The following is an 18635-nucleotide window of genomic DNA, read 5'->3' as shown; positions in this document are numbered from 1 at the left end:
TTAGGCAGAAAGTTATGGTTGAATTAGATGTTTCAGTTTACCAAAAAGGGATATAGCTTCTATCAGGGCTAGGAGTTTTGTTTTCCAAAAGAAGATTTTACGGCTTTCCGTAAGGTTTTGTGACTTAAAGAAATTATGTTTGATAAATTCATTTTTAATCGGTTTTTTCGGTGTTAATTTATCTGTCTTGAATAGATATTCTAATAATTTATTAAAATTTACCCGCTTTAATTTAATAAATATTTTGTAAGATTGCGTTGCTTTTCAAAAACGCAAAAAATAGTTATAAATCAATATAAATTAACTTATTTTTAAATTTTATCATCTATTAAAAATGAAGAACTTTTTCAAAAATATAATATTATTTACTCTTTTTTGCTCCCCCTTCGGGGGCTGGGGGGATGCATACGCCCAATTATATCCGGTGCAGTTAACACCAGTTTTTAATAGTCCGTACAGTGTCAAAATATCAGATTATGCTACCAGCATGGATACAAAAATGCAGTTGCTGATCAATCCTACTGATATTGCTATATCGCAAAGGCAGGTACGCCTGAAATTGTACATACAAGGAAACGGACTTAACATACAAAGCAGCGATTTTATACAAGGACAGCGGCCAATTTTTATAAATGGCGGTGAATTGCAGACGCTGACCAATACTGATATTTCTGCCCTTTTCAGGTTAGAGAACCTGCAGGGAATTTCTCCCGCGCAATATGCCAATGGCTTACCCGAAGGCATGTATAGCTTTTGTTTTGAGATGTACGATTTTGTGACCAACCAGAAGATCTCACAAAAAAGCTGTGCCAGTTTATACCTGATCTTAAACGATCCGCCGCTATTAAATACACCACAGCGAAACGAACAAATTGCCTCGACAGAGTTTCCGAATATTTTATTTACCTGGACACCGCGCCAGAGAAATGCAACGAATGTATCGTATAAATTTGAGTTAAAACAGCTTATTGATCCTACATTAGATCCTCAATTCGGGTTTCAAATGTCTCCTGTTTTATATGAGGAAACACTTTTTGGAACTGCTTTGCTGTATAATGTAAGCATGCCCATTCTTACTCCTGGATTGCGTTATGCGTGGCGTGTAAAAGCGATTTCTACGACAGGACTTTCGGAGAATGCTGTTTTTAAAAATGACGGATACAGCGAGATATATTCGTTTAAATATACCGCTTCCTGTGCTGCGCCCACCTTTTTATTAAGCGAATCCCAAAGTTCTAAAAGTGTAAAAATCACATGGGAAGGAGTACCGGAACACACTCGTTATCAATTACAATACAAAAAACAGGATGTTCGTAATGCGCAATGGTTTTCGACTAATAGCTTAAACACGCAAAGTTTAATCACCAATTTAGAGCCGGGAGTTACCTATCAATTCAGGGTAGGTTCAAGCTGTGATCCCGCAGCTGAAGGTGTTCAGTCGTTTACCTATTCCGGAATCAGCACTTTTACGACACCTGTAGAAAGCACCGGCGTTGCAGCCTATAATTGTGGAATTATCCCGCAGATAAATATTCAGAACCAAAAACCGCTTACGAATTTAATACAAAGCGAAACGTTTAAGGCCGGAGATTTTCCGGTAACTATTTTAGAACTCCAAGGTGAAAACAGCCCGTATTCAGGACGAGGTTATATTGTTGTGCCTTATCTGGGAGATACTAAAATTGCAGTTGAGTTTAATAACATCGTGGTCAATACCGATTATCAATTGATTAGTGGTGTTGTAGAAACAAGTTATAATCCGAAATGGGGAAATGTTGTTGATGTAAAAGAAATAATTGACGATATAAAAGGATTACTGGAAGAAATAGCTGATCTCTTTAATAAAGCCGATGAATTAGAAAAGCAAAAAGCGGCGGGTACAACTAGTGAAGAAGATTATAATAAGAATTGGAAAGAAATATATACTGGTCTGGAAAAAGCTAAGGAACAATATAAAACATTAGTAAATGCTCCTGATATTCCTGAGGACTTAAAGGAAAAAGTTGCTGATTTAGATCCAGTTTTTGTTGAGTTGGCTTCTAATAATTATACAACGTCAGGCAATCAAAACCAAGAGAATTTAGCAAAAACAAACGCAGTTTTTGATGAAGTAAATAAGTTTTTTAGCGAAAAATGTGATGCTTCTTTAAAAAGTATTGTAGCCTTTTTAGCAACAGAAAAAGTTAATTATTTAAAATTAGTAGCTAGTGAAGTTTCAAAAACGACGGCATCAGTTTCAGGTAGCAAGACATATATGACTTCTATTTATGATGAAGGAAAAGGAATTTTAAAAATAACTCATTATAAGGGGTGGAGTATTAGTAATCCGGTTCAGAATTTGTTTTTGATTGAAACCAATGATGCAGAATTAAATAAATTAAAAGTCACAAAATTTTGGTTAAGCTACGCTCCTAATAGTGTTGATGGATATGCAGCTGGAGTTGAGGTAGTGGTTTATTTTAAAGATCCTGTACCAGATGTGGCAGACCCTTTTTGTACACAAAAAACTACTATTGTCAAAGGTGTGTCTGCACAAGCCCAGTTTGCAGACGCTATGGGACAGATGGTTTTTTATGGAGCTTTAGGATTAGGTTCAGTAGAAGCATTAGCGAGCGTAAAAGCAACCGAATGTATTACAGGATTTACACTTGATGCAGGGTTTCAAATGGGTATTAATGCTATTGTAAAAACATATTTAAAAGAAAGCTTTACAACGAAACAATTAATGAAAGAAATTTCCCTGCCAAGTGCAGCGACAAGTTGTGCAACAGCTGCTTTGGTAAATAAATGTGGAACGGGATGCGCAGGTGTTAGTGGTTTTGTGGTCGGTTTTAGTGATGATGTTTGGAATCAAGTAAAAAGCGGAAAAAGTATATCAGAGGTAGAAATTAGCCAAAGTACTTTAAACGGTATAAAACTGGGGATTTTAAATATCCTGGTTCAAAAAGTAGTTACTTTTGGGATAGGTAAATTTTCTGCCTGGAGAGGTAAATATACATCAAAACAAGTCGAAGATGCTTTAGAAGATTTGCAGGCACATCCTGAAAAATATGGGGTTGAAGGTAATGTTGTAGCAAACACTTTGAAAAAGGTCGTTTTAGGGAGCGAAGATTTAAGCCAATTTGCTATAAAATTTAGAAAAACATTAAGTGTACCAAACCACAGAGGAAATGTTGCTGTATTCGAATATTTAGATACTAGTGGGAATTTAATTAAAAAAGCTTTTACTACTGAAGTAGGTAATGATACTCATGCAGAGCAATTGGCGAAAATTTGGTTTGAGAAAAATGGCATTTCCAAGAGTGTTGTAAAACGTATTTATAGTGAATTAGAACCATGTGAATTAGGATCTGCTTGTAAAAAAATGCTCAACGACGATTTTCCAAAAGCAGGAAAAAGTTTTTCTTACGATTATCCAGGTGGTGATAATGCGACTGTTGATGTTATTACAAAAAGGAGGAAAGCTTTGGAAGATAGATATAATGAATTAATAGAAATTTTAAAATAAATAACTATGAATTTTAGAGGACAAAAAATTATTTTGGCAGAAAATATAAAAAAAATATTGGACGAAAATACCATTTTTATAATTGAAAAAATCGGACTCCCAAAAAAAATTATATATAACGAATATCTTTATTTATCTGAACCATATCTAAAAGATAAAGTATACCTAGTATTAGGTAAAATCCCCAATACAAATACAGAACATTATCTAATTATTAATATAGAGACAAAAGAAGTTTTCCACGAATGGAACTATGATAATATTCAAAATTTAGTTTTCTTAAATTCAAGTATTGAGAAATCGTTAATGTGTCGCTTTACATATGATTTTTTTATTCGTCGTTTAATTTTATCAGAATCATTAGGAGGATATTATGACAATTGTAACTACGAAAAATATGCTAGTTTGTTAAAAGAAATGATATTTGATATAGATAAAGAAGCTACCGAAAAAGGAGCTTGGGCAAGTTTGATCAGCGAAATGAGTATGGGTGCAATATAATATGTGAACAGGAATTTTAACTATCGTAGTTCAAAAAGTAGTTACTTTTGGTATAGGTAAATTTCCTGCCTGGCGAGGTAAATATACTCCAAAACAAGTCGAAGATGCTTTAGAAGATTTACAGGCACATCCTGAAAAATATGGAGTGGAAGATTTGGGGAATGTACTGGAAGACGTAGCATTGATAACGAGTTCTAATGCATCTAAACAGGCTCGAATTGTAATGATTTCAGAATGGCTGCGAAATATGGGTAAAAAGAATAGTGAGATAAATAATATCATTTCTGGCAAAGTTGATTTATCAGCAGGAGTTTCAATAATTGAATTAAAAAAGGGTGCTAAGGTATGGAGATTTGAACGAACAGTTGGAAATATAGAACCTGAAAAGCATTTTTTTACTGATGCTTATGCAGCAGATGGGGGGGTTAAGGCAGTTGGATTTGCAGACCCATCAGGATACAAGTTAGTGACTTATGAAATTATGGAAAACACACAAGTTTTAAAGACCAAAATGAATACAGGATATATACAATATATTACTGATAAGTTACAAAACAATATAAAAATAATTCTAGAAGAAGGAGCACACTAAAAAATAATTTTATGGATAATTTAATTTTAAAAAAAATAGATGGTGTAATTCAGGAAATAAGAAGAAAATATGAATCGAGTGGCATTACTGCTGCAGATATATTTATCATTTTGTCTTTTGAAATGTTAAGATGTGAAATCGTTTTGAAAAAAGTAAGTTCAAATTCAGTTTCAGCTATAAGAGAAATTGCGTCTACAACATCACATTTTTATTACTTCAGGGATTACCCTTTTTTATATAATGTTGTACAAGATGTTTATATTGAGATAAGTAAGATTGATGGCAGATTTAATGACGCAGATTTTGAGAGTTCTGTTAATTTTGGATTAGATAGCTGGACAAGGCATGTATCTGATACTTCAAGTAGCTTATTGAAAGAACTTCCGATGTCATATTTCACAAAGTAATGAATAGATTCTTATAATAACTAATTAGTGTAGGAAAGGAGAGCCTGATAAAATTAATGAAATATTTGATGCTTTAAAAATAAATCCTAAACAGGAAATAGACGGTGCTAATTCATGGTTAAGAAATACAGACAGTGAATATAAGATGTTAAATAGATTAGCAAATGACTTAAATGTTATTAAAGGAAAAATTTATAAGGAAATAAGAGGAGAGCTTAGGATTGTATCAGAGAGACCTTATTGTCCCTCATGCCAAGGTGTAATTCAATAATTTAGTGAAATGTTTCCAAACGTAAAATTAATATTAATAGATGGAATTAAATAAAATAAAAATAGCTACAGGAAATCCTACTATAGTAAAAAATATTATAGAAGATTTTAATAAAAGATATCAAACTAACTTTTCAATTGAATCAATAGAAGATTGGGATGGAGTCGAATTCGTAATTGTTAATGTAAATTCTTCCTCATTAGATGATATTTATCTTTTAGGTTTCTTTCATGGAATGGAAATTCAAGACCTTCGTCAAAAAGGAGAAATTGACTACTGAAGAATTACTAGATAAAGCAAAATAGTAAATAACAATCAGTATATACCAGCAAGTAGTTACTTTTGGTATAAGCAAATTTTCTACATGGCGAGGAAAATATACACCAGAACAAGTTGAAGATGCTTTAGGAGATTTACAGGCTCATCCTGAGAAGTATGGTTTAAAACTAAATAATGTTTTTAAATATGGAAAGTACTTTTTTTCAAAATTGAAGTTAAATTCATCATTAACTGAAACTGAAAAATCTATTGCAGAAGAATCCCATCAAATATTAAACCCGAGCTGTGCGAAGTCTCCCGACTTCGTACCCGTTCCCCGATAAGCGTCAATACTAAGTATTGATCTGTAAGAAAAACAACTGTATTTGAGCAAAAAATATTGTGCAAGACGGATACAAAATAAGGGATTAAAAGTTACCACATTTTATTACAGCAACCGTTGTAGATTGGGTGGATGTTTTTACAAGAAAAAACTACAGAGATATAGTTGTAGAATGTTTAGATTTCTGCATTACAAGCAAATCCATATATTGGAGCGGGGAATTTTTAATGGAATTATGATGTTTTTTAGGAGCTGTTTACTTCGTCAGTTCGCTATTGCTCGGGTCCTGCTATCCGTTATATCTTTTTAGGTAGATTGTCTACGGTAAAATTAAGAAGTTTTCGTTTGCCTAAAAAGGATGTTGCTTCTATCAGCGCTACACTTTTTTCAGTAGGCGAATCATAAAAATTGTTCAAAGATGATTTGCCGAAATTATTCCTATTTTTTCGATGAGTTCCTACTCTTAAAAATTAGTCTAAATGTGTAATTAGAAACAAAACTAAAAAAGCCTGTAAAAATTTACAGGCTCCTTAAAATTAACTTTTTGCAACTTTATCTTTATTCGTTATAACATTTACTTCCATGTTCGTGAATGTCTAAACCATCAACTTCTTCTTCTTTAGAAACCCTGATTCCCATAGTTTTCTTCAAGATGAAAATCACTACAAAAGAAGCTCCAATAGCCCAGGCTCCGATACCCAAAACACCTATTGCCTGTACACCTAATTTTTCAAAACCTCCTCCATACATCAAACCACCATCAGTAGCAAATACACCAACTAATAAAGTTCCAAGTGCACCACAAACTCCGTGAACAGAAACAGCTCCTACAGGATCATCAATTTTTAATTTTTTATCAATAAATTCAATCGAAAACACAACAGTTATACCACATATAATTCCAATCAGGAAAGCACCAACCAGACTAACTGCTGCACAACCTGCTGTTACCCCTACTAAACCTGCCAAAACACCGTTTAATGTCATTGAAACATCTGGCTTTCCATAAATCATCCAGGCTACAAACATAGAAGCAATTCCTCCTGCAGCCGCTGCTAAATTTGTCGTGATTACAATTCCGGCTACAGCAGTAACATTATCTCCTGATATTGCTAATTGTGACCCCGGATTAAATCCGAACCATCCTAACCAAAGTATAAAAACTCCTAAGGCTCCTAATGTAATACTATGACCAAGAATTGCATTTGATTTTCCATCGGTATATTTACCAATTCTTGGCCCTACCATGGCAGCAGCTACTAACGCAGCCCATCCGCCTAATGAGTGTACTACAGTAGATCCTGCAAAATCAACAAAGCCCAATTTAGCTAACCATCCTCCGGGATTCCAAACCCAGCTTCCCGAAATTGGATAAATTATCAAAGTCATTAATAATGAAAAAATCAGGTATGTTGTGAATTTTGTTCTCTCAGCAATAGCTCCTGATACAATTGTAGCAGCAGTAGCAGCAAAAACAGTCTGAAAAAACAAACTGTGCATGTCTTTTGCACTGTCAAAAAACCAACCTGGTGTCCCTATAAACCCGGCAATCGAGTCTCCGTACATTAATGAATACCCAACTGCCCAGAAAGCTAAACTTCCGATACAGAAATCCATTAAGTTTTTCATGATTATATTACTTGTGTTTTTTGATCTTGTAAAACCGGCCTCAACAAGTGTAAAACCAGCCTGCATAAAAAACACTAAAATTCCGCAGATTAAAATCCACATTATATCCAATACAGTATTCGTATCCATAGTATATTATTTAAATATTAAAAATTTCTTGATTGATTAATTTACTGCGTCAGTTCCTTTTTCTTTGGTTCTGATTCTATATGTTTCCTGAATTTCAGAGACAAATATTTTACCATCACCCACCATTCCTGTATAAGCTGATTTTAATATAGCTTCAACAGTTCTTTCTAAAAAAGGATCCGAAACGACAATAGAAATATAGCGTCTTTGAATATCAGACGTACTATAAGAAATTCCTCTGTATACTTCGCCCTGTTTCTCGTTACCAACTCCGGTAACATCCCAATAGCTAAAAAAATTCACTTCAACCTGATGTAAAGCTTCTTTAACTTCATCGAATTTGGATTTTCGAATTACTGCTTCGATTTTTTTCATAATAAAAAGGTTTTTAGTTTTTGATTTCGGCAGTAAAAATATATATTTTTTAACATACCCCCATATTTTTTATACATGTATAGCTAAATTTTTATTATTTTCACAATTACACCCCTGTTTTTTAAGCCTGTTAATAAAATAACATGCACTTTTTTAACAACTATCCCTCTCGTAATTTTCTATAATACAGGTTTTCTAATAGAATGAGCTGTTTTTTAGTACAGAAAAAATATTAAATCATAGTAACAATTATTAATTCATTAAACTGAAAAAAACAGGAAGAAAGCAACAGGAGTATTACAATGAAATGTGCTAAAGCAACAAAAAAGTATCTGCGGAGAACTGGAAAACAAATAACTAATCTCCTCTAAATTCCAATAAACTATTAAATCTGAGAAAACTAAATTTATGATTTTTATCCGGAGCTGATTACTTCGTCAGTTCGCTATCGCCCGGGTCCTGCTATCCGCTATATCTTTTTAGGCAGATTGTTTACAGTAGAATTAGAAGTTTTCGTTTGCCTAAAAAGGATGCCGCTGCTATCCTACCGTCTGGACACAAGTATAAAAACAACACGAATTTCACAAATTGACACTAATTAGTTTGTGAAATGAATTTCACAAAAGTAGGTTACCCCATTAAAATTTGTGCAAATTCGTGAAATCCGTGTTCAAATTGAATTATAATATTTGTGTCCAGACGGTAGGCTGCTATCAGAACTCATATTCCAGGAATTACTTTAGGAAACGATTAAATCAGTTTTAAATTAATTCATATATTTGAAACCGTACCCGCAACAACAAGACACAATACTAATAAACCATCCTTACGGTCACTGTTACAAATCAACTTAAATTAATTACCAGATAACAATAACTCAAATATGGAAAATTTCAACTGGACATCCTTTACAAAAAAAATAGCGATCAAAGCCAGCCTTAAGGATATCTACAATGCCTGGACAAAAGCTGATGAATTAGAAAAATGGTTTTTAGAAAAAGTTTCTTTTTTTGATATAAATCAGGAACTGTTAAGCAAAGACAAAAATGCAGAAGAAGGCCATACTTATGAATGGCTTTGGTATTTGTATAATGAACCCATGACAGGAAAAATCATTTCTGCCAACGGGGAAAACGAATTGCAATTTACATTTGAAGGAAATTGCCTTGTGGATATAAAACTGAGTGAGGCAAATAGTTATACAATCGTAGAGTTACGTCATCATAATATTCCAACAGATGAATATTCGAAACAATACATCAGGTTAGGCTGTTCAAATGGCTGGCATTTTTATCTTACCAATTTGAAATCGGTTTATGAAGGCGGATTAGATTTACGAAATAAGGATAGTAACTTAAATCCTATGATTAATAATTAAAAGATAATAATCTCTTCCATCAAACAATATTTAAAATAAACCACTCTGCACTGAAAGTGCAGAGGTTTGGTTGGCAGACTGAAAGTCTGCAAGGTTGCAGTACTTATTTATTAGCCACAAATTACACAAATTCTCACAAATTAATTAGCGCTAATTTGTGTAATTTGTGGTTAAAATATTTTTAGAAGCTAAATCTAAATGAACTAAAGTGCATAGTTTTAAACTACTTCTGAGACCAATAAAATAACACCCAGCATGCCCTTAGATAAAAAATATAGTATAATCTTCATTATTCTTTTTGTCTTCTTCATGTTTTACAAACCTGCAGTTTGTTTTCTGATGTTGGGAGCAACATCATTGTTTTATGCAATTTATTGTATATTATCTTTAAATAAGATGGACAAATACGGAATCGAAAATCTTGGTAAAATTGTCTCTTATGAATCAGATAACGAAGGTTACAAAACACTGTCATTGAATATCAAATCGATGAAGGAAGAAATTTTTCAGGAAAACCGCTTTTGCACACATCATCAGATTTAGACAAATTTCAATCATATCACTCCCATTAACAGCAGTTTCAAAATTATGTTTCTAATTAAATTTCAGAAGTAATCATAAAAAACACCTCACACTAATTTATTCATACACCTTTTTCGAGTCTTTATACCTAAATATAAAAGACTCAATACAATTTTTCACAAGTCAGTTTCTGAATTGGTTACTTTCAGGTCTTCAAAAGAGATAACTAAAAAATTAACTAAAGAAACCCAAGATGAAAACGACAAAAAAGGTATTACTTTTAATTACGCTAATCTCACTCTGCGCCTGTAAAAAGGATGCAAAAGGAGAAAAAGATAATTATACAACTATACAAAATAGTGCCGCTGCTGCTGATTGTTTAGCACCTGCCAATTGGTTTACAATGGTAAACAACACCAGACAAACCCCTCCGCCAAATGAAGGGCCAACAAGCGTATTTGCCAACAATGCAACAGTAACCAATTGTGACTTTCACCAATGGTCGTGGCAAAAATTTCTTTGGCTCACCAATGAGGTTAATGGAATGCCATCCTTTATGACAAATCTGATTCAGGTGAATTCGGCAGGTCAGCGATTAGATCCTGCTAACGGAATCGTTTTAACGGATACTGCTCAGGCAAGTTCTGCCACTGATATTTTAAAAACACCTAATTATCCATCGGGTGTTCCTAAATCTACGACGGTTTATTATTCTATTTTTATGGATAAACTGATGTACACAACAATGCTAAAATATGGTCCGATAGCAAAAAATGACCCTTCTAAAGTGAAAGGTATAACCTTTCCTGTAGGCTCATTAGAACTTAAAACTTCCTGGATTGATGCAAGCGTTCTTAAAGATCCTTCTTCGTATTTTACTACTCAGGGCGTGATCAATGGGGTAAAAACCAAAGTGGCTCTTTTAGGAATGCATGTCGTAGGAGTTGTAGAGAACCATCCCGAATTTGTATGGGCTACTTTTGAGCATGAAAATCTTGCACCTTCTTACGATTGGTCAAAAGCGACGCCAACAACTGATGCACCAGTGACCAGTACTGTTGATTATCCTTTCTTTAATAAAAGCAGTACTGCAACGGTTACAAATATAACTTCAGGAAATGGAATTTATACCGATGTGTTTTCGGTTTATAAATATGGTGTTCCGGTTGAAAAAGCAATGAAAGGTTCTTATGATGTTCAGCTTTATATGAAGACCAGCCAAAATGGTTCGGAGAACTTCAATAATATCCGTACTCTAAATCAAAGCGTTAAGTCGCAGCTGACAGGAATCTGGAATAATTATTTTTACAATGGTTCAATATGGATCAATACTGAGGGATACAAAACTACTCAGCAACAAGCCGCTTTATTAGACTCGTTAAGTGGTACTCTTTCAGAATCTACTCCTGGAAAATTGACCAGAGGTTCTGTTGCTGCCTACAATATTACTATGGAAACCTATGTTCAGGTAGGATTTGCCCCTAAATCAATACACCAGACTACAGTGAATAGCCTTGTGAATTGTTTCTCCTGTCACAATGCTTCTCACAGATCAAATCTTTCTCCCCTTTTTATTAGCCATGTCTTTAATGGATATGTAGGAAGCCTGAAGGGCTTAACCAGAAAACAAATCAAACAGGAACATGTTAAGGAAATCATGGACGACTATAATTTGCGCCTAAAATTAAAATAACCAAATAGTAAACTACTTTAGTTTTTAAAGCAAAAGATCAAATTTAAAAGCGCAAAAACCACAAGCCTCTGTTTGTGGTTTTTATTGAAATACATTACTCCGATCTCTGCAATGTCTCTGGCTTTGTACATTTTTTTGCTCTTAAGAATTGTAAAAGTTAAAATGTCCCTGACTTTACATTTTACTCTCAAATAAACTATGACTAAAAAAAGAGTTGTACGGATTTCCGTAAAATTGTTAAATGGAAAGGAGTTACTTTTGAAAACGATTTAATCAGTTTTAAATTATTAATTTATACATTTGAAAAATAACAACGGCGATATAACATTCGCATACATACCCGAATATGTGGGAGATTGGCGAAATGGAGTTTCGTGTATATACTAGTTATGCCTTATTATAAAAAAACGAAGAGAATTCAATAACCTAGAGAACTATGCCGATACTAAATGACATAATTGATTGGGCGGAAAATAAGCCAGTTTTTTGGCAAATAGCAATTGACCGCTTAATTAGAAATAATGAACTTACTGAAAATGACATTTCAGAACTCAAAGAAATTTGCAAAGTGGATTATGGATTATCTGAAGTTGATTTTAATGAAGTTGATTTTGACGATTTAAGAAATTTCGCAAATAACTCAATTAGCAGTGATGATGTGATACTTTCTAAAATTTCCAATGTAGATAATGTAAACGCTCTCTCTAAAGCTAGTGAATTAGAATTTGCGCCAAAAGGTTTAACAATTGTCTATGGAGATAATGGTTCAGGAAAATCAAGTTATGTGAGTATTTTAAAACACGCTTGTAATACAAGAGGTCATAAACCAAAAATAAATGTCAATTTATATGACCCTGCTTGTTTTGGAAAAGATAAAAAGGCAGATATAGAGTACACAACTGATGGGACAAATTTCAATACAGTAAATCTCGTAAACGAACAAGTAAATGACTCTGTTTTAAAAAGTATTGATGTTTTCGATACATTTAGTGCAAATCATTACATTGAAGGAGAAGATGAAATTGCTTTTATTCCACAAGGTTTATCTATTGTCGAAAAATTAGCACTCGATATAAAAAGGGTTGAAAACGGACTAAATTCAGAGTTGTTAAGCCCTGCTTTACAGAAATTTGACCATACACTTTTGGAAGTCTCTGATTGTTCAACTGCAAAAAAATTTCTTGAAAACTTAAGTTCAAATTCAACACTTGACGAATTAAGGGCAGAATCAATTTGGAATTCAAGTAAAAGTTCTAGAATTGAAGAGTTAAATGTAGAAATTGATAAATTAAAAGCAACAGATCCGAAGAAAAGTTTAAAAGAAAATGAAGAAAAAATAAAGCGTTTCGAAATTTTACAAAACAAATTTCAAGCGCTAGAAAACAACTTAACCGGTGCAATTTTAATAGAGTTAAAACAAACATTAAATAATCTTGTAACAACAAGCGAAGCTCTAAAAGAATCTTCTGAAAAAGCATTTTCTGAATTGCCAATTGAAGGTGTTGGTAATAGTTCGTGGAAATTACTTTGGGAAAGTGCTCGAAAATTCTACAATGTAAGTACCGAAACAGAAAATTTTCCAGAAGTAAATGAAGACAGCAATTGTCCACTTTGTCTACAAGTTTTAGATGAAGATGCAAAAAATAGATTTGTGTCTTTTGAAAGTTTTATAAAAAATGACATTCAAAAATCTTATGATGAAGCATTTGATAAATTTGATTTAGCAAATGAAAGTTTAAATAGAATAGATTTCTCTTTTGAGGAACAAAAGCCTACAACTATTGAACTTGATGAAATAATTGATGATTATTCACAAAGTCAAATACAATATTTAGAATTGCTTTCAAATCAAAGGGATAATTTAACAGGTCTTTTTGAAAGGAAAAAAATAGTTGAAGTAATTGACTCAATTGAAATTGAAAATACGCCTAAAACGTTAATTCAAGAATTAATTAAAAGCTTAAAAGAAACAAATGAAAAATTAAAAGTTCTATCAATTGAAGAAGATTTAAAACCACTCAATAAAGAATTAAATCAATTAAAAGGAGAAAAAAAGATTTTCGATTTTAAACCCAAATTAGCTCGCGAAATTTATCGTCAGAAAAAAATAAAACTACTTAATCAGTGCATCAGTAAATGTACTACTCGAGCAATTACGACACATAGTAATGAGTTAGCGACAAAATATATCAGTCAAAATCTTAAACAAAACTTCAAAAACGAACTTTCAAAACTAGGTTTTAAAAATATTAAAATAGAAACCGAAACTAAAGGACAAAGAGGTAAACAATACCATTATTTAAGACTTGACGAACAAAATGCAAATGGAATTGTATTAAAAGACATTTTAAGTGAAGGAGAACATAGATGCATTTCATTAGCTACTTTTTTGTCTGAATTATCCACTTCAGAGCATAAAAGTGCTATAATTTTTGACGACCCAGTTTCATCTCTAGACCATAAATGGCGAAATAAAATATCAAAAAGAATTGCAGAAGAAGCTTTAAATCGACAAGTTATAGTTTTTACTCATGACATCACGTTTCTGCTAATGATTCAAGAGCATTCTGAAAGTCTGAATTGTAATTTAGACATAAAGAGTCTTACAAGAAAGAAACAAGAAACAGGACTAATTGCAAGCAATCCACCTTGGGATGCTTTACCAGTTGGAAAGCGTATTGGATTGCTAAAAAATGCATATCAACAATTAGAAAAAATTGAACGAACTGAAACTGAAGAAGTTTATAAAGAACAAGCAAAATATTTATATGGCAAACTTCGAGAAACTTGGGAACGTTTTGTTGAAGAAGTATTCTTAAATGGAGTGATTCAAAGATTTGGCAGAGCAATACAAACGCAACGTTTATCAAAAATTGTGGATTTAACGGATGAGGATTATAATCTAGTTGACACAAATATGAGTAAATGTTCTACTTATTTCACAGGACACGATACCGCAGGAACTTTAATTGAGGAAATGCCTGATTCTGCTGAATTTCTTGCTGATTTAACTATATTAGAAAATTATATAGCTGAAATTAGAAAACGTAGAAAATAACAAGGCATAATCGTCGTTTGGCAATATGGCGGGATTAGGCTTGGTTTGAAGATGGTTTTGTACTTGGAAAATTAGTCATTAACCGAAAGTTTAGACTTCTTTAATCCGCCACATCCCCAAGCAACCAAACGTCAGGCTGTGAAAAAACCTCTTTAAATTTAGAAAGTATCCAGAGGGCTACCGGAGAAAAATCTCAAATATGAGATTCTCATGAGGTCTATTTTAGTTTTTTCACAGACTGACGTTAGCGGTCTGCTCCATTAGAATCAAAAAAACTGAATAATAGACATTAAAAAAACAATTATTCAATAATTAAGACTCTTTAAAATGTATAATGAAAGTTTCAAAAATTTAGTGAATTTAGCCTTTAATAAAAGTATCGAATTCTATAAAAATGAAAATAATTTAAACAAACCTAATCCCTATTTTATTGGTTTTGGTAATTCAAATTCCAAAATTTTGATTTTAGGAAAAGAAAAAGGTTTTGATGAAAGTAATTTGAAACAATTACAATATGAAAGTATAGAAAACCCAAGTGAATGGAAAAACTATATTGAAAGTGGAATTGTATCGAATAGAACCAAATTTTACGATTCAGAACATTATATAAATGTATTCCGCCCATATTTAACAAAAATGAAAGGTGGACATACTTGGACTAAATATTACATGTTATTGAAAAATATTTATCCTCAAATTGAGAAAAATGGAAATGAGTTTTTAGACTATGCTTTTTTAAGTGAAATTAATTTTGAACCATCGAAATTAAGTAAAATCAAAGTTTTCAACAATTCTAACAGAATCGAATTACTAAAAAATGATTATTACAAATCGTTTAATGTAATAATATGTGCTTGTGCCGACTACTTAACAGATAATCAAATAGAAGATTTTTTTGACGTGAAATTTGAATCTGATTTATCAAATCCAAGTGAAAAATTAAAAATATTCAAAAATGAAAATCGAGTATTAATTAACACTAGACAATTAAGTATGAATATCAAAAATGATTATTTAATTAGAATATCAGAAGTTGCGAAAAAGTACTTGTAAAGCATTATAAATCAAAGAGCCGAACCGCTAATCCCCCGCTACCGCACGAATCCTTTCGTGTGGTACGTTCCTACTTAAACATCAAACATCCTAAAAACAATTATATCATCAACTAATCCTTGTCTTGAATAATCAATTGCACTACTATATACATAATCCTCTGCTTTATAGACTAATCCCTCTTCAACAGGATTGGTATGTACATAATCAATTTTTTGCTGTATAACCTTATTACTCCATAATTCAATTGGTTTATTATCGTGTTAATGCTTTACATTAGAACCCTTTCCTACTTCTTTTTAAAGAAATCTAATAAAATTCCTTCCTGCTTTCTCTCGTATTTTCTTGTATGCTTTTGGCAATCGATTGACTTGTAAATCTCTTTAAATCTTCTATCAATAATTCAGGATTTTGACCTTTTATACTTCTAAAAACCTAAATGCACATGATTAGTCATAATACATCACGCATGAATCTCCAAACCCTTATTTTTTGACAGTATTCTAAACTCTCCAGAAACAAATCTTTATACTCATTCCTTGTAAATACATCAAGCCACCCCACAACAGCAAAGCTTATAAAGTACAAACCCTCCGGATTATGAAACTTGTAATTCCTACTCATAATTACCTTTATTCTTTACATTTGACGTTATTGATCAACAGCCACACGAAAGGATTCGTGCGGGAGCGGGGGCCGTGGCATTGAAAAAGTTGTTGCTCCATAAACTAATTATTTTTTTTTATAAAACAATATTATAGATAACGGAAAATAAGCCAAAAACAGATTTTTTGCCACATTCCATAAAAAAATAGAGCTTCCTTCTATAAAAGCAAAAAATAAAAGAATCAATAAATAAAAGATTATTGGAAACAAAAAAAAGTATTTTCTTCTTTCGCATTCATCCCTAAAAAAAAATCTTAAAAATGAACTGAAATACAAAATAGTAAAGCAAAACAATTCCATAAAATAGACCAAACCCTCTTCTTTACTATGAAATCCTCCAGATAGATCTATTTTACATAACATGATAATTAATATAGATCCTACTATGTAGTTAATAGCTCCATAAAGTTTATACTTAAAAAAAACATAAAACATTAACACTACTATTATAATAATAAACAGTAACAATACTATTTCTAGCTTCATAACTTTCTAATTTACAGTTATTTTATATGCCTCAATATCAAATACGCCATTAATATTGATTTTTCTTTCCACCCCTTTAATCTCTTCTACTTTTATATTATTCTCAGAAATGCCTTGTTCAATTAAATATTTTTTTGTATTCTGAACTATATCTTTACTTACTTGCAAATAATCAGAAATTAACACTCCGTCTGCGGTTGCAAGTGCTCTTCCATCTGAAAAAAACACAGGGACATAAAATACTTTTTTACCTATTTTTTTTTGCAATTTCATAATCAATGATTCCTTTCATAGAACATTTATTTTTAGTAACAAAATAAACCATTCGACTGAAAATTTTCGTGTCTAACTTTGAATTATCCAATTTAAATTTTTCAGATATTAACCATGACAAATTTTTCATATAAAGAATATACCAATTTGGTCTAACATAAATTTGATCCGGATAACCTCCGTCAGTCAGAGCATGCTCTTGAAAGGTAAAAATAGAATTACCATACATAATAAAATCACTTGATTTATTTGTCAAATAAATATCCTTTAAAACTTGCTGAAGTGTCTTTCCTTTAAATATTGAAATTTGTAATTGAACGTCATCCAAAAAATCAATTCCATATTTACCTAAATAATAATTAAAAAACTTTATCCATGGTTTTACCTCACTCTGCAAAGAATTTTCAGATTCAATTTTCCATTCATTAGTATATTTTTGAATAGTTAATGAATCTACATTTTTTAAATCTTTATCTTCTAAAACATCTTCAGGTTTTAAATTACCAATTTTCGTATGAGCATAAGTATCTCCAAATCGATGCAATAATTTTCCTAGTTCATTAATATCATTGGTTTTCGGATTTAAAAATTTTATTGCAGTAAAAAACTCTTCAATTCCATGAAACCCTCCTGTTAATGAATGAATATTTTGCTGGGAACCATTCATATGTGCCCATGTATCATTCATCTCAAATTTCGTTTCACTATGAATTGTAGTATCTGGTGCTTCTGTTGCTTTAGCCAACTCTAAAGCTTTAGCAGGATTCATCCCTAACATAAGAGAAACTAAATAAACTGTAGAATAATGGCCATCTGTTTCATACTCCCCACTAGCCTGACTCTGAAACGCATACAATTTAAACACGGGATCATTAATCTGTTTCCAATCCTGATGATTCAGGACTGTTCCTGAACTATAATCCATCAATAAATCAGTGCTTGATTCAGTTGTTTTATACGTTTCAAAAGGATGCTCCAGTTTAAAGATTCCGTGACCTAATTCGTGTGCAGGAGTTTTCCCCCCAGTCCCCGAAGGGGGAGCAAATACATAACCAAACTGACCGTTCAGACGCATATAACCGCTTTGTCCGGTAGAAGCTTGTTTATCAGTTATAAAAAGCACATAACTATTGTCTGTTCCTGTGTATAATGCATTTATAGCCTGTTGTTCAGTACTGTAGGTAGAAGTTAGTGTATTCTTTTCAGTCTTAATTCTATTTCCTGAAACCACACTGCTAATATTCAAAACAGGCTGTTTTGTGAAATTGACTTTTACTCCTGCTTTATCATAAATTTTCTGAGTAATGGCAATTATTTCGTCCAGCTTATTCTTGGAAACGTCATCTGTAGGAACCAACGCCACATTCACCTCTTTTGATGAAATATGTACCAGCATAAAAGCGCCTATAACTTTCCACTTATCCCCTTGTTTTATAGTGACCAGTATTTGCTCTTCGGCATAACTAAGGTTTCCTTTTAATACTTAATATTGC

The 18635-nt window shown here is 32.3% G+C and carries 15 protein-coding genes; 11 read left to right on the top strand and 4 right to left on the bottom strand.

Going from position 1 to position 18635, the window contains the following annotated elements; all coding sequences use genetic code 11:
- The first annotated feature begins 334 nt into the window (after positions 1 to 334).
- The 6 genes from J2W48_RS19055 to J2W48_RS19030 all read left to right on the top strand — a co-directional run bounded on the left by J2W48_RS19055 (position 335) and on the right by J2W48_RS19030 (position 5559).
- Positions 335 to 3508: a nucleic acid/nucleotide deaminase domain-containing protein gene (locus J2W48_RS19055; protein ID WP_310283377.1), complete on the top strand. Its 3174-nt coding sequence runs from the start codon at positions 335 to 337 to the stop codon at positions 3506 to 3508.
- Between the two features lie 6 nt (positions 3509 to 3514).
- Complete coding sequence (locus J2W48_RS19050) at positions 3515 to 4009, top strand: hypothetical protein (RefSeq protein ID WP_310283376.1); 495 nt, start codon at positions 3515 to 3517, stop codon at positions 4007 to 4009.
- Between the two features lie 145 nt (positions 4010 to 4154).
- A complete protein-coding gene (locus J2W48_RS19045; protein ID WP_310283375.1) occupies positions 4155 to 4601 on the top strand; it encodes a hypothetical protein in 447 nt (148 codons plus the stop codon).
- 11 nt (positions 4602 to 4612) lie between these two features.
- Entirely contained in the window at positions 4613 to 5008 is a 396-nt protein-coding gene (locus tag J2W48_RS19040; protein WP_310283374.1) for a hypothetical protein, read from the top strand.
- 52 nt (positions 5009 to 5060) lie between these two features.
- On the top strand, positions 5061 to 5279 hold the full coding sequence (locus tag J2W48_RS19035; RefSeq protein ID WP_310283459.1) for a deaminase domain-containing protein: 219 nt from the start codon (positions 5061 to 5063) through the stop codon (positions 5277 to 5279).
- 40 nt (positions 5280 to 5319) lie between these two features.
- Positions 5320 to 5559: a hypothetical protein gene (locus tag J2W48_RS19030; protein ID WP_078228559.1), complete on the top strand. Its 240-nt coding sequence runs from the start codon at positions 5320 to 5322 to the stop codon at positions 5557 to 5559.
- 879 nt (positions 5560 to 6438) lie between these two features.
- On the opposite strand, the gene J2W48_RS19025 is transcribed toward J2W48_RS19030, so the two are convergent.
- Both J2W48_RS19025 and J2W48_RS19020 read right to left on the bottom strand, forming a co-directional pair.
- Positions 6439 to 7638 (bottom strand): ammonium transporter, encoded by a 1200-nt coding sequence (locus J2W48_RS19025; protein WP_310283373.1) that lies wholly within the window; start codon positions 7636 to 7638, stop codon positions 6439 to 6441.
- 36 nt (positions 7639 to 7674) lie between these two features.
- Positions 7675 to 8013 (bottom strand): P-II family nitrogen regulator, encoded by a 339-nt coding sequence (locus tag J2W48_RS19020; RefSeq protein ID WP_310283372.1) that lies wholly within the window; start codon positions 8011 to 8013, stop codon positions 7675 to 7677.
- A gap of 883 nt (positions 8014 to 8896) precedes the next feature.
- Between J2W48_RS19020 and J2W48_RS19015 the strand changes: the two genes are divergently transcribed.
- The 5 genes from J2W48_RS19015 to J2W48_RS18995 all read left to right on the top strand — a co-directional run bounded on the left by J2W48_RS19015 (position 8897) and on the right by J2W48_RS18995 (position 15717).
- Positions 8897 to 9391: an SRPBCC family protein gene (locus J2W48_RS19015; RefSeq protein WP_310283371.1), complete on the top strand. Its 495-nt coding sequence runs from the start codon at positions 8897 to 8899 to the stop codon at positions 9389 to 9391.
- A 255-nt stretch (positions 9392 to 9646) separates the two neighbouring features.
- Positions 9647 to 9934: a hypothetical protein gene (locus tag J2W48_RS19010; RefSeq protein WP_310283370.1), complete on the top strand. Its 288-nt coding sequence runs from the start codon at positions 9647 to 9649 to the stop codon at positions 9932 to 9934.
- A gap of 232 nt (positions 9935 to 10166) precedes the next feature.
- Positions 10167 to 11606, top strand: a complete 1440-nt coding sequence (locus tag J2W48_RS19005; protein WP_310283369.1) for a hypothetical protein — start codon at positions 10167 to 10169, stop codon at positions 11604 to 11606.
- Positions 11607 to 12042: 436 nt separating this feature from the next.
- Positions 12043 to 14664 (top strand): AAA family ATPase, encoded by a 2622-nt coding sequence (locus J2W48_RS19000; protein WP_310283368.1) that lies wholly within the window; start codon positions 12043 to 12045, stop codon positions 14662 to 14664.
- Positions 14665 to 15123: 459 nt separating this feature from the next.
- Positions 15124 to 15717, top strand: a complete 594-nt coding sequence (locus J2W48_RS18995) for a hypothetical protein (protein ID WP_310283367.1) — start codon at positions 15124 to 15126, stop codon at positions 15715 to 15717.
- Between the two features lie 1158 nt (positions 15718 to 16875).
- Here J2W48_RS18995 and J2W48_RS18990 read toward each other — a convergent pair.
- Both J2W48_RS18990 and J2W48_RS18985 read right to left on the bottom strand, forming a co-directional pair.
- Positions 16876 to 17142 (bottom strand): hypothetical protein, encoded by a 267-nt coding sequence (locus J2W48_RS18990; RefSeq protein ID WP_310283366.1) that lies wholly within the window; start codon positions 17140 to 17142, stop codon positions 16876 to 16878.
- Positions 17117 to 18538, bottom strand: a complete 1422-nt coding sequence (locus J2W48_RS18985) for a hypothetical protein (protein WP_310283365.1) — start codon at positions 18536 to 18538, stop codon at positions 17117 to 17119. The genes J2W48_RS18990 and J2W48_RS18985 overlap by 26 nt, the downstream gene beginning before the upstream one ends.
- Positions 18539 to 18635: the final 97 nt, after the last annotated feature.

Origin of the sequence: Flavobacterium piscis (genome assembly GCF_031457575.1) — a bacterium.
GTDB classification, from domain to species: domain Bacteria; phylum Bacteroidota; class Bacteroidia; order Flavobacteriales; family Flavobacteriaceae; genus Flavobacterium; species Flavobacterium piscis_A.
Note: the sequence above shows the minus strand (reverse complement) of the source record. Positions and strands in the feature narration are given on the sequence as shown.